Annotated in this window: 19 protein-coding genes; 8 read left to right on the top strand and 11 right to left on the bottom strand. The window is 70.8% G+C overall.

The window, feature by feature from the left end; genetic code table 11:
- Positions 1 to 57: 57 nt before the first annotated feature.
- Both ACWGI2_RS36005 and ACWGI2_RS36000 read right to left on the bottom strand, forming a co-directional pair.
- A complete protein-coding gene (locus tag ACWGI2_RS36005) occupies positions 58 to 1647 on the bottom strand; it encodes a PucR family transcriptional regulator (protein ID WP_453700046.1) in 1590 nt (529 codons plus the stop codon).
- A gap of 204 nt (positions 1648 to 1851) precedes the next feature.
- A complete protein-coding gene (locus ACWGI2_RS36000; protein ID WP_453700044.1) occupies positions 1852 to 4038 on the bottom strand; it encodes an ATP-binding protein in 2187 nt (728 codons plus the stop codon).
- A gap of 165 nt (positions 4039 to 4203) precedes the next feature.
- On the opposite strand from ACWGI2_RS36000, the gene ACWGI2_RS35995 reads away from it, so the two are divergent.
- The 3 genes from ACWGI2_RS35995 (at position 4204) to ACWGI2_RS35985 (ending at position 7972) form a co-directional block, all read left to right on the top strand.
- Positions 4204 to 5394: a hypothetical protein gene (locus ACWGI2_RS35995; protein WP_453700042.1), complete on the top strand. Its 1191-nt coding sequence runs from the start codon at positions 4204 to 4206 to the stop codon at positions 5392 to 5394.
- A gap of 162 nt (positions 5395 to 5556) precedes the next feature.
- The gene (gabT, locus tag ACWGI2_RS35990; protein ID WP_453400906.1) at positions 5557 to 6891 is read left to right on the top strand and encodes a 4-aminobutyrate--2-oxoglutarate transaminase; all 1335 of its coding nucleotides are present in this window, start codon (positions 5557 to 5559) and stop codon (positions 6889 to 6891) included.
- A gap of 379 nt (positions 6892 to 7270) precedes the next feature.
- The gene (locus tag ACWGI2_RS35985) at positions 7271 to 7972 is read left to right on the top strand and encodes a phosphatase PAP2 family protein (RefSeq protein WP_453700040.1); all 702 of its coding nucleotides are present in this window, start codon (positions 7271 to 7273) and stop codon (positions 7970 to 7972) included.
- Here ACWGI2_RS35985 and ACWGI2_RS35980 read toward each other — a convergent pair.
- The 7 genes from ACWGI2_RS35980 to ACWGI2_RS35950 all read right to left on the bottom strand — a co-directional run bounded on the left by ACWGI2_RS35980 (position 7958) and on the right by ACWGI2_RS35950 (position 15803).
- Positions 7958 to 8434: a hypothetical protein gene (locus ACWGI2_RS35980; RefSeq protein ID WP_453700038.1), complete on the bottom strand. Its 477-nt coding sequence runs from the start codon at positions 8432 to 8434 to the stop codon at positions 7958 to 7960. The two genes, ACWGI2_RS35985 and ACWGI2_RS35980, sit on opposite strands and share 15 nt — an antisense overlap.
- 143 nt (positions 8435 to 8577) lie before the next feature.
- Positions 8578 to 9996, bottom strand: coding sequence for an NAD(P)/FAD-dependent oxidoreductase (locus ACWGI2_RS35975; protein WP_453700036.1), 1419 nt, complete (start codon positions 9994 to 9996; stop codon positions 8578 to 8580).
- Between the two features lie 48 nt (positions 9997 to 10044).
- On the bottom strand, positions 10045 to 10848 hold the full coding sequence (locus ACWGI2_RS35970; RefSeq protein ID WP_453400910.1) for an ABC transporter permease: 804 nt from the start codon (positions 10846 to 10848) through the stop codon (positions 10045 to 10047).
- Positions 10848 to 11786: an ABC transporter permease gene (locus ACWGI2_RS35965; RefSeq protein ID WP_453400911.1), complete on the bottom strand. Its 939-nt coding sequence runs from the start codon at positions 11784 to 11786 to the stop codon at positions 10848 to 10850. Before ACWGI2_RS35965 ends, ACWGI2_RS35970 begins: the two co-directional genes overlap by 1 nt.
- A complete protein-coding gene (locus ACWGI2_RS35960) occupies positions 11783 to 12943 on the bottom strand; it encodes an ABC transporter ATP-binding protein (RefSeq protein ID WP_453700034.1) in 1161 nt (386 codons plus the stop codon). Before ACWGI2_RS35960 ends, ACWGI2_RS35965 begins: the two co-directional genes overlap by 4 nt.
- 59 nt (positions 12944 to 13002) lie before the next feature.
- Positions 13003 to 14247, bottom strand: coding sequence for an ABC transporter substrate-binding protein (locus ACWGI2_RS35955; protein ID WP_453700032.1), 1245 nt, complete (start codon positions 14245 to 14247; stop codon positions 13003 to 13005).
- Positions 14248 to 14300: 53 nt separating this feature from the next.
- Positions 14301 to 15803 carry a gamma-aminobutyraldehyde dehydrogenase gene (locus ACWGI2_RS35950; protein ID WP_453700030.1) on the bottom strand — a complete coding sequence of 501 codons (1503 nt, stop codon included), beginning with the start codon at positions 15801 to 15803 and terminating at the stop codon, positions 14301 to 14303.
- A gap of 176 nt (positions 15804 to 15979) precedes the next feature.
- On the opposite strand from ACWGI2_RS35950, the gene ACWGI2_RS35945 reads away from it, so the two are divergent.
- Positions 15980 to 16561, top strand: coding sequence for an NADAR family protein (locus ACWGI2_RS35945; protein ID WP_453700029.1), 582 nt, complete (start codon positions 15980 to 15982; stop codon positions 16559 to 16561).
- Between the two features lie 203 nt (positions 16562 to 16764).
- On the opposite strand, the gene ACWGI2_RS35940 is transcribed toward ACWGI2_RS35945, so the two are convergent.
- Positions 16765 to 17484, bottom strand: a complete 720-nt coding sequence (locus ACWGI2_RS35940; RefSeq protein WP_453700027.1) for a DUF4190 domain-containing protein — start codon at positions 17482 to 17484, stop codon at positions 16765 to 16767.
- 56 nt (positions 17485 to 17540) lie between these two features.
- Here ACWGI2_RS35940 and ACWGI2_RS35935 point away from each other — a divergent pair, with 56 nt between their 5' ends.
- From ACWGI2_RS35935 to ACWGI2_RS35925, 3 genes are read left to right on the top strand one after another with little or no spacing between them, the layout of a single operon-like run.
- A complete protein-coding gene (locus ACWGI2_RS35935) occupies positions 17541 to 18668 on the top strand; it encodes an adenosine deaminase (protein ID WP_453700128.1) in 1128 nt (375 codons plus the stop codon).
- A 20-nt stretch (positions 18669 to 18688) separates the two neighbouring features.
- Complete coding sequence (locus ACWGI2_RS35930) at positions 18689 to 19396, top strand: glycerophosphodiester phosphodiesterase (protein ID WP_453700025.1); 708 nt, start codon at positions 18689 to 18691, stop codon at positions 19394 to 19396.
- Between the two features lie 30 nt (positions 19397 to 19426).
- The gene (locus tag ACWGI2_RS35925) at positions 19427 to 19594 is read left to right on the top strand and encodes a hypothetical protein (protein ID WP_453700023.1); all 168 of its coding nucleotides are present in this window, start codon (positions 19427 to 19429) and stop codon (positions 19592 to 19594) included.
- A 41-nt stretch (positions 19595 to 19635) separates the two neighbouring features.
- Here the strand turns inward: ACWGI2_RS35925 and ACWGI2_RS35920 are convergent, their stop codons facing one another.
- A complete protein-coding gene (locus ACWGI2_RS35920; protein WP_453700021.1) occupies positions 19636 to 20286 on the bottom strand; it encodes an NADPH-dependent F420 reductase in 651 nt (216 codons plus the stop codon).
- An 81-nt stretch (positions 20287 to 20367) separates the two neighbouring features.
- On the opposite strand from ACWGI2_RS35920, the gene ACWGI2_RS35915 reads away from it, so the two are divergent.
- Positions 20368 to 20736 carry a winged helix-turn-helix transcriptional regulator gene (locus tag ACWGI2_RS35915; RefSeq protein ID WP_453700019.1) on the top strand — a complete coding sequence of 123 codons (369 nt, stop codon included), beginning with the start codon at positions 20368 to 20370 and terminating at the stop codon, positions 20734 to 20736.
- Positions 20737 to 20759 lie beyond the last annotated feature (23 nt).

The following is a 20759-nucleotide window of genomic DNA, read 5'->3' as shown; positions in this document are numbered from 1 at the left end:
CTCGGAGTACTGCCCTCCGGGGCCACGCCTCTTTGGCAGGGGAGTAATTCCCCTCAGTCACTCCGTACCGCTCGACGTCGCCTTCAGTGACAGCCACAGCTCCATCCGGACGTCCGGGTCGTCCAGGGAGCGGCCCAGGATCTCCTCGACCCTGCGCATGCGGTAGCGCAGCGTGTGGCGGTGGACGCCCAGATCGGCCGCTGCCGCGTCCCACTGGCCGTGGCGCGAGAGCCAGGCGCGCAACGAGGCGATCAGGTCGCCACGACCCTTGGCGTCATGTTCGTACAGGGCGCGCAGCAGCCCGTCGGCGAAGGCCCGCACCGCGTCGTCGGCGAGCAGCGGCAGGACCGAGCCCGCCGCGAGGTCCTCGTGCTCGACCATCGCGCGGCCCCGGCGCCGGGCGATGGAGAGCGCCTGGTCGGCCTGCTTGTACGCGGTGGCCGCCGCGATCGGTCCGGCGGGCGCGGAGAGGCCGAGGAGGAGGGGTGCCCCGTCGCCCGCGCCGCCCTCCGGTGCCTCGGAGCGTCCGGCTTCCAGCGTCTCCGCGTACGCGACGCAGGCCGCCGCGCCCGCGCCGCCGTCCACGACGAGCAGCACGAGCCGCTCGCCGTAGGGGACGACGAGGAGTGCCTCGCCTGCCCGCGCCGCGGCGGACTCGACGGCGTCGGTGAGCCCGGCGAAGGGATCGCCGTCCTCCGGGGTCGCGGTGGCCGGGACTTCAGCGACCACCAGGCGGAACGGGGCGTCGAGCAGGCTTCCGTACAACTCCCCCGCCACTGTGCGGGCGTGGTCGGGCTCCCCCGCGAGCAGCATGCGGAGCACCGCGGAGCCGACCCGGGCCTCGGCGGCTTGGAGCGAGCGGTTCCGCTCCGTGGTGAGGGTGAGCAGCGCTATGGCCGAGTGCAGTGCGTACCGCTCGGCGGTGCCGAGGGTGGATGCCGTGCCGACGGCGAGTGCGGCGCGGGGGCGCCGTCCGGTGCCGATCGAGTGCAGCTCCACCCGGTCCTCCGTGCCCGCGACGACCGCGCTGGCGGGCGCGGCACGGTCCCGCAGCCGCTCCACGTCGGAGGTGAGCCTCGCGGCCCTGCGGGACGCCCACTCGGGAGCCGTGGCGACGACGGCGCCGGACGCGTCGTACAGCGCGACCCAGCCGTCCACCTGTCCGGCGAGCGCTCCGAGCAGCCCCTCGGGGCCGTCGCTCAGCGCCTGCTTGGTCAGCTCGCGCTGGGCCGCGAAGCCCGCCGTGACCGCGCGGTACTGGTCCGCGGCGATGGCCGCGGAGACGGCCTTGCTGATGGCGAGGAAGGGGGTGCGGCGCGGGACTTCGAGGAGCGGAAGCCCCTCGTCCGCCGCGGCGGCGACCAGCGCGTCCGGAATGTCCTTGTAATGCACGCCGACCGCGAACCCGAGCCCGACGACGCCCGCCGCCGCGAGCCGCTTCACATAGCGGCGCATGGCTTCGGGGTCCTCCGCGTCCAGCTTGAGCGCGGTGATCAGGAGGAGCTCGCCGCCCTCCATGTAGGGCACGGGGTCGGTGAGCTCACTGGCGTGCGCCCAGCGCACGGGCGCGTCCAGATGTTCCTCACCCGCGCGCACGGTGAGCTTGAGTGCGGAGTGGTGGACGAGGGAGGCGAGCGTGGGCGGCATGGGACCTTCAGGTCTGGTCAGCAGGTCAGGACGGCAGGTCTGGCAGCGGCGGTGAGGCACGCGTCCCGGTCGGCCATTGAATCCCGGACGAGATGTGGATCTTTTGGCCGGTACGTATGAACGACCTGTGTCGATTCTGCCTCACCGTACGGTACGGAGGGGACCGATTACCCCGTACGCACACCGCCGCCTCCGCCCCGGCGGCTACCCCCGAAGGTCCACCAGCAACGGCGGCGCGTGCTCGCCCCGTACGTCGGTCAGGGAGAGCACGGCGTGCCCGGCCGGCACCCCGTGCGCGAGCTCGGACGCGGACCACCGCTCGCGCTCTACCTGGCGGACGGTGACCGCGCGCGCGGTCGGGGCGTTGCCGGTGATCACGCGGCGGAGCATGTGCACCGTCTTGCCGAGCGGCGTCTCGGCGATGATCTGCCGGTCGGTGACATCCCGCGCCTCGATCCACTCCTTGCCCCAGACCTCGGCGAAGTCCTGCCCGTCCCACGGGGTGAGCCCGGACAGCGCCATGCGGCAGCCGATCGAGCCGAGCAGCGGGGTGCGCAGCGGGCGGGGTGCGTCGTCGAGCGTACGCAGGGTCAGCACGACCCCGGCGTTCGCGGACCGGAGCCTTTGCAGACGGCGTACGGACTCCGGGGTGACCGTCCCCGTCGCGTCGTCGAGGACGAGGCAGGCGAACAGTGAACGGTCCTCGCGGGCGGCGGCGCTCGCCATGAACTGGGCGAGCATCAGCCGGGCGAGGATCCGCGACGCGTCGGCGTGACCGCGCTCGGGGAGGTCGATGCGGACGCGTACGGGGTGGTCGAGGGCCCGCAGCGAGAAGGGCGTGCTCTGGCCCGACGTGTCGAAGAAGGAGGCGAAGGCCGGCCGGTCGAGCAGCGCGATGCGGTCGGCGATGACGGCTCCGGGGTCGCCGGGGTGCCCCAACTGCCGCTCGCGGGCGTCGAGTTCCCGCAGCATCGCCTCCTGTCCCGACTCCTGGAGCGCCTTGCGCAGCGCGCCGAGCGGGCCGGGGGCGCCGTCGAGCAGGGCGCGCAGCTCGGGCACGGAAGGGAAACGCCGGTGCACGGCGTGATACGGGCCCAGCAGCTGGGCGAGCACGGTCGTCGAGCGGCGGCTGTCGGCTCCGGGGTGCGGGTCGACGAGGTCGCCGACGAGGGCTTCGGCGAGGACGGCGGCCGCTTCGTCCGGGTCGTTCGTACCGCCGTAGAGGTCGAGGTCGTACACAGAGTCGGGGTGCCCGATCCGCACCACGACGTCGTAGTCGTCGGCGGGCCCGAGCCCGGCGCCCGCGGCTCCGACCACGACCACGGCGGCTCGCCCCGCCAGCGCCCCCAGGCACAACGACTCGGCGACCGGCCACACCACACCGCTCGTCTTGCCGGACCCGGCGGGCCCCACGGCGAGCAGCGAGGTCCCGAGCAGTTCGGGCCCGATCCCGAGCCCCGTCCCCCGGTAGGCATAGGGATTACGCGGATCATCGACCGTCGTCCCGAGCCGCACCTGCGCCGTGGCGAGGTCATGGCGGGCGGCGCGGGCGGGAAGATCCCGGTCGCCGGAGGGGTGGGCGCAAGCGGCGGCCCCCTCCCTCACGACGGACTCGCTGAACGCGGAGAGGCTGTTGCGCCCGGCCCGCACGGAACGCCAGGCCCGCGTGATCCGGGCATGGTCGACGTCCCGCATGAGCCCGGCCCGCGCGTCGGCGGCCAGCCGCTCAGCGGCGTCCTGCGCCCCGGCCTCCCTCAACTGGGGCCACTGGGCGGGGTCCTCGCCGGGGGCCGGGGGAGCCTGGGGCGGGGCGGGGCGGCGGAAGCGGGGGGCGATGTAGCGGCGCCAGATCTCGTCCCAGCGGCCGATACGGCCGACGCCGATCATGATGACGAGCACGATGAGGGTGTAGTAGCCGTACCAGACGACCGCGTTGCCGACCTGGTCGTCCGTGTAGATCCAGGCGTCGGGCAGGAAGAGCTCGAGCGGCAGGACCCACCAGCCGCCGAGATAGCCGTTCCAGAGCAGCGACCAGAGCAGCCACCCCACCAGGAACGCGATCAGCGCCCCCGTGAACAGCTGCCGGGCCGGAGTGATCTCGGGCTCCTGCTCGGGCCGAGGCCGGTGCCCGAACCGCCACACGCCGGGCTGCGCCCCGGGCCGCGGCGTCCGCAGCCAGGTCAGAAAGGCGGAGCCGTCGGGCAGTGGCGGCGCCCCCGAGCCCACCGTTCCCGGCGCCCGCACGGGCCGCGGCGGAGTGACGTGCGCGCTCTGCTGACCGGCGGAGCCGGACGGCACACCCCGCTGTCCGGCAGAGCCAGGAGGCCCCGCCGGACGCGGCACCGGTGTGGCGTGCGTACCGCGAGCGTCGTGTGTGCCTTCGGAGTCCATGGCCCTTGCCCCCTGACCTGCCGGTCTGTCGGTTCAGCCGTCAATCTAGTGCCCCCACAGGGGTAGTTCACCGGATACGCGCCCGGACCTGCGGCAACACTGCGGTGCGAGCCCAGCGAGACGGGCGGAACGCAGCTTCCCGGCCTTCCCGGCTACGGTCTTCCGATGCCCGATCCCAAGGACACCGACACAGCCATCGGCCGCGGGGAACGCGACCCCCTCGCCAAACCGCCGCCGTCACCGCTCCCGTCGCCGCCCCCGTCGCCCGGGGGACGCACCGCCTGGGACGACCCCGCGACCCGCCGGGCCTGGCGAGGGCACGCGGCCAGGACAGTGCTCGCCCTCGCCGCGTGGGTCGCGGTCTGGTTCGTGCTGTACGGCATCATGCGGCACGTCTTCACCCTGACCTCCGTGGTGCTCCTCGCGTACACCGTCTACGCCGCCTACCGCCTCCTATGGCTGCTGATCGCGGCGCTGCCCGACACGATCCGGATGCGCGGCACCCTTCGCCGCCACCCCTGGCAGCTGATCGAGGGCGCCGAGCACGGCTTCTCGGCCCATCCGGCGGCTGCGAAAAGCGAACCGTGGATCGCGGTCCCGGACCCCGAGGCCCCGGACGACCCGGACGCACGGCTCCCTCTCCTGCTCGTCATCCGCCCCGGAACCCACTGGTGGATCCGGCGCATGCGCCCCCGGGCCACCGCCGAACAGCGGGCGCAGATCGACGTGTTGTGGTGCTGCGGCGACCCGCGCGACGCCGTGGTCATCGCCGCGTCCGCGTCCCCCCGCCCGGCAGGTGCGAAGGCGCCCCGCCGTCTTGCCCATATCCACCAGCGCAACGCCCTCGTCGCCGACCGGCGCCACCGTGGCCCTCTGGCCGCGGATTCGGAGACCCCCGACCGCTCGCGTCCGGCTCTCTCCCATCCCGCCACGGCCCGCACGATGCGAGGCAGGATGCGCCGCCGCGTTCTCCTCTTCGTCCTGCTCTGGCCCGCGCTGCTCGCCGTACAGATCATGATCGTGGTCAACGACGACCACGGCAGGATCGGTGTCCTCATGACCCTCCTGCTGGCCGAGCTGGCAGGGCTGCCGCTGCACATCGCCGTGCTCCTCAGCACCCGCCGCATGACCCGACTGCTGGCCGCCCACCCCTGGCGCCCCGTCGACTGCACGGTCCGCAGCCGCGGCAGGCAGCAGCTGGTCACCGTCGGCGCCCGGGTCCTGACCCCGAGCCCCTGGCACGTGTACGTCCCCGCACACGCCACGCGCCTGTGGATCGCGGGCGACCCCGGCACCCGCTGCATGGTCTCCGTGCCCGGCGGCGCCCGCCCCCTGAGCCTCGCGCTCAACCGCTGACGCCACATCCCGGCCCCTATGTCCACCACGGACAAACCGCCACGCCCAACAACTCCCCCGTGGAGCATGCCCGCCCCCGCCCTCCGCCCCTAACCTGCGAAAGAAAGCAGGAACGAAAGCAAGCATCGAGCGTCCGCCTCGCCCCACCCCCAGGAGCACCCCATGACCGCACTTCCGCAGGAGCGCCGCGTCGTCACCGCCATTCCCGGGCCGAAGTCCCAGGAACTGCAGGCCCGCCGTACCGCCACGGTCGCCGGCGGCGTGGGTTCCGTGCTGCCTGTCTTCGCGGCGCGCGCGGGTGGCGGCATCATCGAGGACGTCGACGGCAACCGCTTCATCGACTTCGGCTCCGGCATCGCCGTGACGTCGGTCGGCGCCAGCGCCGAGGCCGTCGTACGCCGCGCGACCGCGCAGCTCGCCGACTTCACCCACACCTGTTTCATGGTCACGCCGTACGAGGGTTACGTCGCCGTCGCCGAGCAGCTCGCCGAGCTGACGCCGGGCGACCACGCGAAGAAGTCCGCGCTCTTCAACTCCGGCGCCGAGGCCGTCGAGAACGCTGTGAAGATCGCCCGTGCGCACACCAAGCGCCAGGCCGTCGTCGTCTTCGACCACGGCTACCACGGTCGTACCAACCTGACCATGGCGCTGACCTCGAAGAACATGCCGTACAAGAACGGCTTCGGGCCGTTCGCGCCCGAGGTCTACCGCGTCCCGGTCGCGTACGGCTACCGCTGGCCGACGGGCGAGGAGAACGCCGGGCCCGAGGCCGCCAAGCAGGCCATCGACCAGATCAGCAAGCAGGTCGGCGCGGAGAACGTCGCCGCGATCATCATCGAGCCGGTGCTCGGCGAGGGCGGCTTCATCGAGCCCGCGAAGGGCTTCCTGCCCGCGATCGTGAAGTTCGCCAACGACAACGGCATCGTCTTCGTCGCGGACGAGATCCAGTCCGGCTTCTGCCGTACGGGCCAGTGGTTCGCGTGTGAGGACGAGGGCATCGTCCCGGACCTCATCACGACCGCCAAGGGCATCGCAGGCGGTCTGCCGCTCGCCGCCGTCACCGGCCGCGCCGAGATCATGGACGCCGCGCACGCCGGCGGCCTCGGCGGCACCTACGGCGGCAACCCGGTGGCCTGCGCCGGTGCGCTCGGCTCCATCGAGACGATGAAGGAGCTCGACCTCAACGGCAAGGCCAAGGCCATCGAGGCGACGATGAAGGCCCGTCTGAACGCCATCGCGGAGAAGTACGACATCGTCGGCGACGTCCGCGGCCGTGGCGCGATGATCGCCATCGAGCTGGTCAAGGACCGCGCCACGAAGGAGCCGAACCCGGAGGCGACGGCCGCGCTCGCCAAGGCCTGCCACGCGGAGGGCCTGCTCGTCCTCACCTGTGGCACGTACGGCAACGTCCTGCGCTTCCTGCCGCCGCTGGTCATCGGCGACGACCTCCTGAACGAGGGCCTGGACATCATCGAGGCCGCCTTCTCGGGCGTCTGATCGTCCACGGCGTACAGCGTCTGACGGAGCCGGGATCACCCCAAAGGGGGAAGATCCCGGCTCCGTATGTATCGGCACATGCCCTGACGTGTGCCTACAGCGCGCGGTGGCAGACCCGTGACCTGGGGTGACCGTCAGGGCGTGTGAAGAACGTGTGCGGGGCCCATGTCGGGTTGCCGTTCCGCCTGTCGGCCCGACACCACCTGACGTACGGTTTCTGCAGATGAGAGAAACACCCCGCCCACAGGGGACTGTGGGCGACACCGGGACGGAGCCTCCCCAGCCCCGTCTTGGTCGTGCCCTCGCGCACACACCCGGAGTCACTGGCTCTGGAACTCCTCACCGATCGGATGGCCGCCCGCCCCAAACCCCCCGGGGCGTGCGGCACACCGGTCAGGACGGCCGCCTCGGAACTACCCCCCCTGTTCCGGGGCGGCCGACCATTTTTCTCTTCTCCCTCTGCGCGCTGTTCTTCGCGCTCATCACCTGGCAGGTGCTCGCCGAAGGCCCCCTCCGCGACGCGGACGAGCGGCTCGGACCCTGGATCACCGGAAGCCGCATCCCGGATGGCGCTGCCGAACTCCTCGCCGATCTGGGCGGGGTCGCGGTGGCCGTGCCGTTCCTGGCGGCTGTCATCGTCTACGCGGGGTGGCGCGGCCACCGGGCCGGTACGTTCCGCTGGTGGCTGGCCCCGGTCGCCGCCGCCGTGGCCATGGCCGCGGTGCCAGTGCTCGTGATCCCGCTCAAGGAACTCATCGGCCGCACCGGCCCGCCCGGCATGGACGGCACCGGCTACTACCCGTCGGGGCACACCGCGACCGCCATGGTCGCCTACGGCGGGGCGGCGCTGCTCCTGCTGCCGTACCTGCGCGGCACGTACGCGCGGCGTGAACTGGTCATCGCCTGCGCCCTGTTGAACTTCGGGGTCGGGCTCGGGCTCGTGCGGCGCGGGTATCACTGGCCGCTGGACGTCGTGGCCAGCTGGTGCTTGTTCGGGATGGTGCTGCTGGGGGTGGCGGTGGTCGTGGCGCGCGCTTCGGGTTCCCATGAGGTTGTCAAGGCCCCGTCAAGGATTGGATGAGTCTCCGTCCCGTGGCGCCAGCCGCGCCGCCGCCTCGTGCATCGCGAGTTCGAGCAGTGCCGGATCCGTCAGCGTTCCCGACCCATCAGGCGGGACCAGCCAGCGGACACCACCCGTGGAACGCCCCGGATAAGGGACCACGATCCACGTGCCGCGGCCCGCGCCCCGCACCCCCGTACCGATCCAGCGGGAGACCGTGCCCGGCGGGACGAAGAACCCCATGCGGGAGTCGCCGAAGTCCGCGAGCACCGGGCCCGGACGGTCGACGCAGCGGGTCAGGACGTCAAGTGTGGGATAGCCGAGTTCGCCGGTAAGGATGAGTACGTCCCAGAGCCTGCCCGCGGGAAGGAGCGCGACCCCCAGGGGATTGCGCTCCCACTCCCAGCGGCAGGCCTCCGGATCCGGCGCCACCGACACCAGCCATTCGACCGCAGACTTCGCTCCCGAGCCCGAGCCAGCCATGGCGGGACCTCCCTCTCTCCTGTGTTGCGGCTGTGCCTGTCACAGGAGAGAGGGGGTTGGAGCCGCAGCGTTACGCGGGTTCCGGGAACTTGTTGACGAATCGTCGACAGGCGGGTGTTTGAGCCCAGGAGCTGGTCAGCTTGTCAGCTGTCGAAGCCCAGGCCCAGCTTGTCCATGGTCTTCAGCCACAGATTGCGCCGGCCGCCGTTCTCGTCCGCACGGGCCAGGGACCACTTGGTCAGGGCCACGCCCGTCCACGCGAACGGCTCGGGCGGGAACGGCAGCGGCTTCGTGCGCACCATCTCCAGGGACGTGCGCTCGGTGCGCTCGCCGGAGAGCAGGTCCAGCATGACGTCGGCGCCGAAGCGGGTGGCACCGACGCCGAGGCCGGTGTAGCCCGCCGCGTACGCGACGCGTCCCGCATGGGCCGTGCCGAAGAACGCCGAGAAGCGCGAGCAGGTGTCGATCGCGCCGCCCCACGCGTGCGAGAACCGGACCCCCTCCAACTGCGGGAAGCAGGTGAAGAAGTGGCCCGCGAGCTTCGCGTAGGTCTCGGGGCGGTCGTCGTGCTCGGCGCGCAGCTTGCCGCCGAACGGGTAGATCGCGTCGTAACCGCCCCACAGGATGCGGTTGTCGGCGGAGAGCCGGAAGTAGTGGAACTGGTTGGCGCTGTCGCCGAGGCCCTGGCGGTTCTTCCAGCCGATGGACTCCAGCTGCTCCTCGGTCAGCGGCTCCGTCATCAGCGCGTAGTCGTAGACCGGGACCGTGTACGCGCGCACGCGCTTGACCAGCGACGGGAAGATGTTCGTGGCCAGCGCTACCTGCCGGGCGCGGATGCGGCCGTACGGGGTGCGTACGGCCATACCGACGCCGGACGAGGCGAGTTGGAGCGCGGGCGTGTGCTCGTAGACGCGTACGCCCTTCTCCAGGCAGGCGCGCTTGAGACCCCAGGCGAGCTTCGCCGGGTGGAGCATGGCGACGCCCTCGCGGTCCCAGAGGCCGCCGAGGAAGGTCGGCGAGTCGACGTGGGCCCGCACGGCGTCCGCGTCGAGCAGCTCGGAGCCGCCCGCAAGGCCGTGCTCGGCCATCTCCTCGTACATCTCGTGCAGTTCGGTGAGCTGGTGCGGCTGCGTCGCCACGTCGATCTCGCCCGTGCGCTCGAAGTCGCAGTCGATGGAGTAGCGCTTGACGGCCGCCTCGATCTCGTCGAGGTTGCGGGCGCCGAGCTCCTCCAGCTTGCCGATCTCGCCCGGCCAGCGGGACAGGCCGTTCGAGATGCCGTGCGTGAGGGACGCGGCGCAGAAGCCGCCGTTGCGGCCGGAGGCGGCCCAGCCCGCCTCTCGGCCCTCGACCAGGACCACATCGCGGTCCGGGTCGCGCTCCTTGGCGATCAGTGCGGTCCACAGGCCGCTGTAGCCGCCGCCGACGACGAGCAGATCGCACTGCTCGTCGGCGGTGAGGGCGGGCTCGGGGCGTGGCTTGCCCGGGTCGTCCAGCCAGTACGAGACCGGCTGGGCGTCGGAAAGAGACTTGGTCCAACGGGTCATGGCGCTTGGGGCCATGATTTCCACTCCTTCAGAACTCTTGAGTATTGCCGGGACTCTTGATGGTCACCGGGACTGCTTGCTGCGGCGCTTGGAGACGATCATTCCGCCGAGCACCAGGAGAACGGCGACGAGGAACATCGCCGTACCGATCACATTGATCTGAACGGGCGTACCGCGCTGTGCCGATCCCCAGACGAACATGGGGAAGGTCACGGTGGAGCCCGCGTTGAAGTTCGTGATGATGAAGTCGTCGAAGGAGAGCGCGAAGGCGAGCAGGGCGCCCGCCGCGATTCCGGGTGCGGCGATCGGCAGCGTGACCCGGAGGAAGGTCTGCACGGGGCCCGCGTAGAGGTCCTGAGCGGCCTGTTCCAGGCGCGGATCCATGGACATCACGCGCGCCTTGACGGCGGTCACCACGAAGCTGAGGCAGAACATGATGTGGGCGATGAGAATCGTCCAGAAGCCGAGCTGCGCGCCCATGTTGAGGAAGAGCGTGAGCAGCGAGGCAGCCATGACGACCTCGGGCATCGCCATCGGCAGGAAGATCAGCGAGCTGACCGCGCCGCGCGCCCGGAAGCGGTAGCGCACCAGCGCGAAGGCGATCATCGTGCCGAGCAGGGTCGCGCCGATCGTCGCCCAGGCCGCGATCTGCAGGCTCAGGCTGAGCGAGCCGCACATGTCGGCGACGCCGCAGGGGTCCTTCCAGGCGTCGAGCGAGAAGTCCTGCCAGGCGTAATTGAAGCGCCCTTTGGGCTTGTTGAAGGAGAACACCGTCACGACGATGTTCGGGAGCAGCAGATACGCGAGCGTCAGCAGACCCGCGATCACGACGAATTTGCCGCGGAGCCAGCGGAAGAAGGCAGCCATCAGACGAGATCCTCCGTCCCGGACTTACGGATGTAGACGGTGACCATGACGAGGATCGCCGCCATGAGGATGAAGGAAAGAGCCGCGGCCGTCGGGTAGTCCAGAATGCGCAGGAATTGCGTCTGGATGACGTTTCCGACCATGCGTGTGTCGGTGGAGCCGAGCAGATCCGCGTTCACGTAGTCGCCCGCCGCCGGAATGAACGTGAGCAGCGTGCCGGAGACGACTCCCGGCATGGAGAGCGGGAAGGTCACCTTGCGGAAGGTCGTGGACGGCTTCGCGTAGAGGTCGCCCGCGGCCTCGTGCAGCCGGCCGTCGATGCGTTCGAGGGAGGTGTAGAGCGGCAGGATCATGAACGGCAGGAAGTTGTACGTGAGTCCGCAGATCACCGCGAGGGGTGTGGCGAGGACCCGGTCGCCCTCCGTCCAGCCGAGCCAGCTGGTGACGTCCAGGACGTGCAGCGAGTTGAGGGCGCCCACCAGGGGCCCGCCGTCCGCGAGGATCGTCTTCCACGCCAGCGTACGGATGAGGAAGCTGGTGAAGAACGGCGCGATGACCAGGACCAGGATGAGGTTGCGCCAGCGGCCCGCGCGGAACGCGATCAGGTACGCGAGCGGATAGCCGAGCAGCAGACACAGGATCGTGGCGGCACCGGCGTACATCACCGAGCGCAGGAACTGCGGGTAGTAGTCGCTCAGGGCGTCCCAGTAGGTGGCGAAGTGCCAGGTGACCTTGAAGCCGTCTTCCAGGGAGCCCGTCTGGACGGACGTCGATGCCTGGTAGACCAGCGGCAGCGCGAAGAAGACGACGAGCCAGAGGATGCCGGGGAGCAGCAGCCAGTAGGGGACGAGTCGGCCGCGCTTGCGGACCTTGCGGGTCTTGCGCGGCGCCTCGTCCGGCTCCCCAGCCGGGGGCGCTTTGGTGAGGGTCGTCGTCATGCGGAGGCGTCCTCCTCGACCTTCTCGACGCCCGCCTCGATGTCCTGGGCGGGGTCCAGGCCGAAGGTGTGCGCGGGGTTCCAGTGCAGGACGACCTCGACGCCGGGGACCAGGCGGGTGTCGCGCTCGATGTTCTGGGCGTAGACCTCGAACTCGTGGCAGAGCGGGCTGTTGACGACGTACTGCGTCGATACGCCGATGAAGCTGCTGTCGGCGATGCGGCCCGTGATGCGGTTGCGGCCCTCCGGGATCTGCCCCGCGTCGTCGGCGTGCGTGAGGGAGATCTTCTCGGGGCGTACGCCGAGGATGACCTTGCCCCCGGTGGTGGTGGGGGCCGTACATCGCGCGGCGGGCAGCGTGAGTTTGCCGTCGCCCGCCTTGAGGGTGAGGTCGTCGCCGCTGCGGCCCGCGATCTCGGCCTCGATGAAGTTCGAGGTGCCGAGGAAGTTGGCGACGAAGGTGGTGCGGGGGTTCTCGTAGAGGTCGGCGGGGGCGCCGAGCTGTTCGACCTGGCCCGCGTTCATCACGGCGACCTGGTCGGCCATCGTCATGGCCTCCTCCTGGTCGTGCGTGACGTGGATGAAGGTGATGCCCACCTCGGTCTGGATGCGCTTGAGTTCGAGCTGCATCTGTCGGCGCAGCTTGAGGTCGAGGGCGCCGAGCGGCTCGTCGAGGAGCAGCACCTTGGGGTGGTTGATCAGGGCGCGGGCGACGGCGACGCGCTGCTGCTGACCGCCGGAGAGCTGGTGCGGCTTCTTGCGGGCCTGCTCGCCGAGCTGTACGAGGTCGAGCATGTCGCCGACCTTGCCCTTCACGGACTTGATGCCGCGGCGGCGCAGGCCGAAGGCGACGTTCTCGAAGATGTCGAGGTGCGGGAAGAGCGCGTACGACTGGAAGACCGTGTTGACGGGCCGCTTGTACGGCGGCAGCGCCGTGACGTCCTGCTCGCCCAGGTGGACGGTGCCCGTGGTGGGCTCCTCGAGGCCCGCGATCATGCGGAGCGTGGTGGTCTTGCCACAGCCGGACGCGCCGAGCAGCGCGAAGAAGGAGCCCTGCGGCACGGTGAGGTCGAGCGGCCGTACGGCCTTGAAGGAGCCGTACGTCTTGCTGATCCCGGTGAGGCGGACGTCGCCGCCGTGTTCTGTAGCAGTCGTCATGGTGCGTCCAGGGGGTCGAGGGGAGACATGGGGACTACGCAGGGGCGTGGGGGCGCCGCCTAGGAACCTGTCAGCTTCGCGAACTTCTCCTCGTACGCCGTCTCTTCCTTCGGCGTCAGCGAGCGGAACCCGCGGGACTTCGCGGCCATCTCCTTGTCCGGGAGGATCAGCGGGTTGTTCGCGGCGTCCTTGTCGAGCTTCGCGAGCTCGGGGCGCACACCGTCCACGGGGCAGACGTAGTTGATGTACGCGGCGAGGCGCGCGGCGGGCTCGGGCTCGTAGTAGTAGTCGATGAGCCGTTCGGCGTTGCGCTTGTGGCGCGCCTTGTTCGGGACGAGCAGGTTGTCCGTGGACGTGATGTAGCCCTGGTCCGGGATGTGGAAGGCGATGTCGGGGTTGTCGGCCTGGAGCTGCACGATGTCGCCCGCCCAGCCGAGGCAGGCGGCGAGGTCGCCCTTGTCGAGGTCCGAGGTGTAGTCGTTGCCCGTGAAGCGGCGGATCTGCTTCTTGTCGACGGCCTTCTGGAGGCGGGCGATGGCCGCGTCGAAGTCGTCGTCGGTGAACTTCGAGGGGTCCTTGCCCATGTCGATGAGCGTCATGCCGACGCTGTCGCGCATCTCGGAGAGGAAGCCGACGCGCCCCTTGAGCTTGGGGCTGTCCAGGAGCTGCGACACCGAGGTGATGTCCTCGCCGTCGGTCGCCTTCTTGTTGTACGCGATGACGGTGGAGATGCCGGTCCAGGGGTACGAGTAGGCCCGCCCCGGGTCCCAGTCCGGGTCGCGGAACTGGGAGGCCAGATTGGCGTACGCGTGCGGCAGGTTCGCCGGGTCCAGTTTCTGGACCCACCCGAACCGGATGAGCCGGGCAGCGAGCCAGTCGGTGACGCAGATGAGGTCGCGTCCGGTGTCCTGGCCCGCCGCGAGCTGCGGCTTGATCTTCCCGAAGAACTCGACGTTGTCGTTGATGTCCTCGGTGTACTTGACCGTGATCCCGGTGCGCTTCGTGAAGGCGTCCAGGGTGGGGCGACGCTCGTCGTCGTCGACGTCCATGTACTCGGTCCAGTTGGAGAAGGCGATCCGCTTCTCCTTGTCCGAGTGGTCGTCGGACGAGACATCGCCCTGGCCCTTGCTCGCTGCCGGAATGCCGCAGGCGCTGAGCGCGCCGAGACCGCCGATGGCGAACGCTCCACTCGTGCCGGCTCGCAGCAGGGAACGGCGGGTGAGGGCGCCCCTGCCGTTCCTGAGGCTGCGGTGCATGGCGGCCAGTTGGGCCGGGGACAGGGGTTCGGGCTCGTACTGCTCCATGCGCTTGGTTGCCCTTTCGGGAGGATGGGGCCGCTGGTCGGGCGGCCTATCGGCTATCGGTCCCCGAAGATCGTGCGGTGCCAGTCCTTGCGGACGACCGCGGTGTTGTCGAACATGACGTGCTTGATCTGCGTGTACTCCTCGAAGGAGTAGGCGGACATGTCCTTTCCGTAGCCGGATGCCTTGTATCCGCCGTGCGGCATCTCGCTGAGGATCGGGATGTGGTCGTTGACCCACACGCAGCCCGCCTTGATCTCGCGGGTTGCGCGGTTGGCGCGGAACACGTCGCGGCTCCAGGCGGAGGCGGCGAGCCCGTACGGGGTGTCGTTGGCGAGCCTGATGCCTTCCTCGTCGGAGTCGAAGGGCAGCACTACGAGGACGGGCCCGAAGATCTCGGACTGCACGATCTCGCTGTCCTGCGCGGCGTCGGCGATGAGGGTGGGCTTGTAGAACGCCCCGGGGTGGTCCAGTGCCTCGCCGCCGGTGACCACGCGCGCGTAGGAGCGTGCCCGGTCGACGAAACCGGCGACGCGGTCGCGGTGTACGTGCGAGATGAGCGGCCCGAGGTCGGTGTCGTCGGCGAAGGGATCACCGAGCCGCACACTCTCCATGAGCTCGGCGACGCCCTCCACGAAGGCGTCGTACAGCGGACGCTGCACGTACGCGCGCGTGGCGGCCGTGCAGTCCTGCCCTGTGTTGATGAGCGCGCCGGCGACCGCGCCGTGCACGGCGGCATCGAGGTCGGCGTCGTCGAAGACGACGAACGGCGCCTTGCCGCCGAGCTCCAGGTGCAGCCGCTTCACGGTGGAGGTGGCGATCTCGGCGACGCGCTTGCCGACGCCGGTGGACCCGGTGAAGGAGGTCATGGCGACGTCGGGATGCCCGACGAGCCGCTCTCCGGCATCGCGCCCGGCCCCGCTGATGATGTTGACGACGCCGTCCGGGATGCCCGCCTCGGTGGCCGCCTGCGCGAAGAGGAGCGAGGTGAAGGGGGTCAGCTCGGCGGGCTTGAGGACGATCGTGTTGCCCGCGGCGATGGCGGGGAGCACCTTCCAGGCGGCCATCTGGAGGGGGTAGTTCCAGGGGGCGATGGAGCCGACGACACCGATGGGCTCACGCCGTACGTACGAGGTGTGGTCGCCGGAGTACTCACCGGCCGACTGTCCCTGAAGGTGCCGGGCGGCGCCCGCGAAGAACGCGGCGTTGTCGACGGTCCCCGGTACGTCGAACTCCCGGCTGAGCTTGATGGGCTTGCCGCACTGGAGCGACTCGGCCTGCGCGAACTCCTCGGCGCGCTCGGCCAGTACGCCGGCGAAGCGGTGCATGGCGTCGGAGCGCTCGCCGGGGGTGGCGCCGGCCCACTCGGGGAAGGCCTGCGCGGCGGCGGCGACAGCGGCGTCGACGTCCTTCTCGCCCGCGAGTTGGTATCGGTGGACCTCGGCGCCGGTGGCCGGGTCGACGACGGCGTGGGAGCGCCCTGAGGTGCCCTCGGTCAGCCGTCCCGCGATGTACTGCGCGCCCTCCGCGAAGTGGTCCTGCGCCTGGAAGTTGTGCATGACGCTCTCCTCCGCCGTCGTCCCCGTCCCAGGGGGTCGGCGTAGCTCCAGATCGATTTGAGTGCCGATCCTGACAGAGCAGTGGTACTCCAACAAGTGATTCCGTTGTTGCCTTTTGGTTACGCGACGGAATCTGTCGACCAGGTGTCGAGTTGTCCTGGAAAACCCAGGACGGAATGTCAGTGGTGCGTGCCAAAATCGCATGCATGACGAAGATCGACTCGGTGGACGCGCTGGTCGCGGCCGTGCGGGCGGGCGAGCCTGTGAAGTATTTGCACTTCTGGGGCCACAGGCCGCGGCGGGACGGGACGCTCGGTTCGAGCTGCCTGAGCCAGTGGTGGCCGTCGCCGTTCACCGTGGACGGCGTGGAGTACGGGACGGCCGAGCACTGGATGATGGCCGCCAAGGCCCGCCTCTTCTCCGACGCGGAGGCGGAGCGAGCGGTCCTCGCCTCGCGTACGCCCGCCGAGGCGAAGAAGGCGGGGCGCCTGGTGCGGGGCTTCGACGAGGCGATATGGGAGCGCGAGCGGTTCGGCATCGTGGTCGAGGGCAGCGTGCGGAAGTTCGCGTCCACGCCCGCGCTCTCGTCCTTCTTGGCCGGCACGGGGTCGCGGGTACTGGTCGAGGCGAGCCCTATGGACCGTGTCTGGGGGATCGGCCTGGCGGCCGATGACGAGCGGGCCCATGACCCGGAGAGGTGGCGGGGGCCGAATCTGCTGGGCTTCGCGCTGATGGAGGCGCGGGACCGCTTGCGCTAGGGGTTCCTTGGCCGCGGGGTCTGGCCGGGGGCCTTGCGTCGGCCCCGTCCTGAGCCGCCGCTTCGCGGCGGGTGTCTCCCGCCCACCCACCCGATTGCCCTGCGGTGCGATGCGGGGTAATCGGGTGGGTGGGCGGGAAAGATCCGCCGCGAAGCGGCGGCTCAGGCCAGGCAGACAAGGCGCCCCGCCCGAGAAAAGCGGGGTCAGGAGCCGACAGCCACGGAGGCCGAATAGTTGCCGCCCACCGAAGCCGCGCCGTCCTCCTCGAACGCGTCGTCCGGGACCACGATCAGCACCACCAGCAGCGCCACCCCCAGCACGATGCCCGCGATCCCGCAGATGATCCCGGCCAGCGCCTGGCCAGGGTTCGTGGCCTCGCCCCGGCTCGCCCTGCCGCGTCCGATCGACCCGAAGATGATCGCGAGGATGCCGAGGACGATCGCCAGGGGCCACAGGCAGAAGCCGACGGCCGCGATGATCCCGAGGACGAGCGCGGTCACGCCCATGCCGTTGGCGGGCGCCATCGGCATCGCGGGCCACCCGTATCCGGGCGGGCCCTGCCCCTGGTAGCCCGGGTAACCGGGGTACCCCGGGTAGCCGGGGTGTCCCTGCGGTCCGGGGTATCCGTAAGGCACCTGCCCAGGCCCTTCGGGCCCGATCGGTGGCGGCGGCACCGGCTCTCCCGAAGCAGCCGCACCCGACGGGGGCGGCGACAGAGGCGCCGCCCACGGATCCCGCTTCTCCAACGGGACGGGCGCCCCCTGCGGGGCGTGCGGTCCCTGCGGGGCGTGCGGTCCCTGCGGTGCCTGCGACCCGTACGGTCCCTGCGCCCCCTGCGACCCCCGCGGAGCCGCGTCCTCAGGTGGCGCCCACGGGTCCCTTTCGGGCTCGGCGTCCGGTGCGGGCCCCTCGGACTGGGACATGGCGGGTCACCTCTTTCCTGCGGTTCCGTCATGCTACGACCCCCGCCCTCGACGGGCTGGACGCCGCCTACGATGATCCCCGACCCACCGATCAGCCGATCAAGCCCGTTCCTGGGGAGGAAACCGTGACCGACCGCCACACCGCAGGCCAGCAACGCGACCCGCACGCCTTCATCGCAGGACTGCCCAAGGCAGAACTGCACGTGCACCACGTCGGCTCGGCATCTCCCCGCATCGTCTCGGCCCTCTCCGCCCGCCACCCCGACTCCAAGGTGCCCACGGACGTAGAGGCCCTCGCCGACTTCTTCACGTTCACGGACTTCGCCCACTTCGTCCAGGTGTACCTCTCGGTCGTGGACCTGGTCCGCACCGCCGACGACGTACGCCTGCTCACGTACGAAGTCGCCCGCGACATGGCCCGGCAGAACATCCGCTACGCCGAGCTGACCGTCACCCCCTACAGCTCCGTGCGCCGCGGCATCGACGACCGCGCCTTCATGGACGCCATAGAGGACGCCCGCAAGGCGGCCGAGGACGAGCTCGGTGTCGTACTGCGCTGGTGCTTCGACATCCCGGGCGAGGCCGGGCTCGAATCCGCCGAGGAGACGGTCCGGCTCGCGACCACCGACAAGCTGCGCCCCGAGGGCCTGGTCTCCTTCGGGCTCGGCGGCCCCGAGATCGGCGTGCCGCGGCCGCAGTTCAAGCCGTACTTCGACCGCGCGATCGCGGCGGGCCTGCACTCCGTCCCGCACGCGGGCGAGACCACCGGGCCCGGCACCATCTGGGACGCCCTCACCGACCTGCGCGCCGAGCGCATCGGCCACGGCACCAGCGCCGCCCAGGACCCGAAGCTCCTCGCCCACCTCGCCGAGCACCGCATCCCGCTCGAGGTCTGCCCGACGTCGAACATCGCGACGCGCGCGGTCGCCACCCTCGACGAGCACCCGCTCAAGCAGTTCGTCGCCGCCGGGGTCCCGGTCACCATCAACTCCGACGACCCGCCGATGTTCAGTACGGACCTCAACAACGAGTACGCGATCGCCGCCCGCCTCCTCGACCTCGACGAGCGAGGCATCGCGGACCTGGCGAAGAACGCCGTCGAGGCGTCGTTCCTCGACCCCGCGGGCAAGGCGAAGCTCGTCGCGGAGATCGACACGTACACGCGGACCTGGCTCGCCCCCTAGCGCGGCACCACAATGGGCCCATGCGCACCGTGACAGCCGTGGCCCACCGAGGCGATCCCTACCGCGTCCGCGAGAACACCCTCCCGTCCCTGCGCTCCGCGCTCGACCGGGGCGCGGACGCGGTGGAGATCGATGTCCGTCTCAGCCGTGACGGTGTCCCCGTCCTGCTGCACGACGCGACCCTCAAGCGTCTGTGGGAGCTCGACCGCCCCTTGTCCGTGCTCTCCGCGGACGAGGTGCGCGGCCTCACCGAGGACGGCGTACCCACGCTCGAAGAGGCCGTCGCGGCGACCGAAGGACACCGGCTCATGGTGGATCTGCCGGGCGCCACACCGGAGTCCGTACGCGCGGTCGTCGGCGCCGTCGCCGACTGCGGGGCGTCGGAGCGGGTGTACTACTGCGCGGGCGCCCGGACGATGCTCGCGGTGCGCGCGGCGGATCCCGCCGCCGAGATCGCCCTGACCTGGACGACCCTGGCCCCGCCGCGCCACGCCGTGCTCGAAGCGATCAAACCCCGCTGGCTCAACTACCGCTTCTCGCTGCTCGGGCGTGAACTGGTCGGGCAGGTGCAGCGTCAGGGGCTGCTCGTCTCGGCCTGGACACCGGACACGAAGCGCGCGATGCGCCGCCTCATCGACCTCGGCGTCGACGCGATCACGACCAACCGCATCGTCACGCTGGACGCCCTGCGCGTTCAGGACGCGCGGCCCGGCGGCGCGCTCTCGTAGCCGGGCGATCCCTCAACTAGCTTGTGGGACATGGGGAACAGCGACGACGACAAGCGGGAAGAGCCGCTCTTCGTGTACGAGCGCGACGAACAGGGGTACCGCGGCCACCGCCTCAATCCGCGGCATCCCGTCGGCCGCATGCTGCTCATCGCGCTCCTGGTCGGCATCGTCCTCGTCATCCTGCTCATGGCGAGGTGACGGCCCCGGCCTGAGGGGGCAGGGGGCAAGAAGGCAGGCGGTCACGGCTGAGGGGCCCCTGCGGCGTACGCCAGCGGCGGCGCGATGGCCTGCGCGTCCACCTCCTCCCCCACCCAGAGCCCGATGAGCAGCGCCGCCGTCGCCTCCACCAGACCGGCCCGCTCCAGGCCGCCCGCGGCGAACGGCGCGCAACCGATGTCCTTCACCAGTTCCCGTACGACATCCAGCGCGCCCTCGTCGTCCCCGCACACCGGGACCGCGAGCGGTCGGCCGTCGAAGACCGGTGGCTTCATCCGCCACACGTCCTCGTGGCAGAGGTTGAACGCCTTGACGACACGCGCTCCGGGAGCCGCGTCGGCGAGCCGTCGTGCTGCCGACGGGCCGCCCTCGGTGAGCAGGGCGAAGCCGGGCCCCACCGGGTTCGAGCAGTCGATCAACGCCCTTCCGTCCAGGGCGACTTGGAGCCCGCCGGCCAAACCCGCCCCCGCCTCGTACGGCACGGCGAACAGCACCGCGTCCCCGAACTCGGCCGCCTCGCGCGGCGTCCCGTGCCCCGCGGCGCCCATCCTCGCGGCGAGTGCCGCCGCACGGCCCTCGTCCCGGCCTCCGATAAACACCTCGTGTCCCGCGCGCACCCACTGCGTGCCGAGCGCGTCCGCCATGCCGCCCGTGCCGATGATGCCTATGCGCATGCCTGTCTTCCTCTCGTCCCACGTCCCCGGCCACCGGGGTACGGAACGACAGTAGGAAAGTGCTCAGGCACCATTCGGTACGTGACGAACGACGATCTGCTCGCCGACTGCCGCGCCCGGCTCGCCTTCGATCTGCTCGCGAACACCTGGAACGCGGTGGCGCTCTGGGCCCTGCGCCACGGCCCGCGCCGGCCGGGTGAACTGCGCGGTCTGATCGGCGGCATCAGCCCCAAGATCCTCACCGAGACGCTGCGCCGCCTCGAATACAACGGCCTGGTCTCACGGCAGTCGTACGCCGAGTCGCCGCCCCGCGTCGAGTACGAACTCACCGCCCTCGGCCGTACGTTGCTCGACCCGATCGAGGCCTTCGGAGCGTGGGCCTTCGACCACGGGGACGAGGTCATGGCGGCGCAGGAGCGCGCCGATGGCCTGTCGGCCGGCGCCCCCTAGGGGAATCCCGCCCGACACCCCTG

This window comes from Streptomyces sp. NPDC054866, from assembly GCF_053610745.1.
The sequence above is the reverse complement of the archived record's forward strand: the minus strand, read 5'-3'. Positions and strand labels throughout refer to the sequence as shown.

What these genes read in the sequence shown, in the direction of transcription:
- ACWGI2_RS36005 (WP_453700046.1), bottom strand. Translation starts at nt 1,647, where the DNA reads ATGCCGCCCACGCTCGCCTCCCTCGTCCACCACTCCGCACTCAAGCTC.
- ACWGI2_RS36000 (WP_453700044.1), bottom strand. Translation starts at nt 4,038, where the DNA reads ATGGACTCCGAAGGCACACACGACGCTCGCGGTACGCACGCCACACCG.
- ACWGI2_RS35995 (WP_453700042.1), top strand. Translation starts at nt 4,204, where the DNA reads ATGCCCGATCCCAAGGACACCGACACAGCCATCGGCCGCGGGGAACGC.
- gabT (WP_453400906.1), top strand. Translation starts at nt 5,557, where the DNA reads ATGACCGCACTTCCGCAGGAGCGCCGCGTCGTCACCGCCATTCCCGGG.
- ACWGI2_RS35980 (WP_453700038.1), bottom strand. Translation starts at nt 8,434, where the DNA reads ATGGCTGGCTCGGGCTCGGGAGCGAAGTCTGCGGTCGAATGGCTGGTG.
- ACWGI2_RS35975 (WP_453700036.1), bottom strand. Translation starts at nt 9,996, where the DNA reads ATGGCCCCAAGCGCCATGACCCGTTGGACCAAGTCTCTTTCCGACGCC.
- ACWGI2_RS35970 (WP_453400910.1), bottom strand. Translation starts at nt 10,848, where the DNA reads ATGGCTGCCTTCTTCCGCTGGCTCCGCGGCAAATTCGTCGTGATCGCG.
- ACWGI2_RS35965 (WP_453400911.1), bottom strand. Translation starts at nt 11,786, where the DNA reads ATGACGACGACCCTCACCAAAGCGCCCCCGGCTGGGGAGCCGGACGAG.
- ACWGI2_RS35960 (WP_453700034.1), bottom strand. Translation starts at nt 12,943, where the DNA reads ATGACGACTGCTACAGAACACGGCGGCGACGTCCGCCTCACCGGGATC.
- ACWGI2_RS35955 (WP_453700032.1), bottom strand. Translation starts at nt 14,247, where the DNA reads ATGGAGCAGTACGAGCCCGAACCCCTGTCCCCGGCCCAACTGGCCGCC.
- ACWGI2_RS35950 (WP_453700030.1), bottom strand. Translation starts at nt 15,803, where the DNA reads ATGCACAACTTCCAGGCGCAGGACCACTTCGCGGAGGGCGCGCAGTAC.
- ACWGI2_RS35945 (WP_453700029.1), top strand. Translation starts at nt 15,980, where the DNA reads ATGTCAGTGGTGCGTGCCAAAATCGCATGCATGACGAAGATCGACTCG.
- ACWGI2_RS35940 (WP_453700027.1), bottom strand. Translation starts at nt 17,484, where the DNA reads ATGTCCCAGTCCGAGGGGCCCGCACCGGACGCCGAGCCCGAAAGGGAC.
- ACWGI2_RS35930 (WP_453700025.1), top strand. Translation starts at nt 18,689, where the DNA reads ATGCGCACCGTGACAGCCGTGGCCCACCGAGGCGATCCCTACCGCGTC.
- ACWGI2_RS35925 (WP_453700023.1), top strand. Translation starts at nt 19,427, where the DNA reads ATGGGGAACAGCGACGACGACAAGCGGGAAGAGCCGCTCTTCGTGTAC.
- ACWGI2_RS35920 (WP_453700021.1), bottom strand. Translation starts at nt 20,286, where the DNA reads ATGCGCATAGGCATCATCGGCACGGGCGGCATGGCGGACGCGCTCGGC.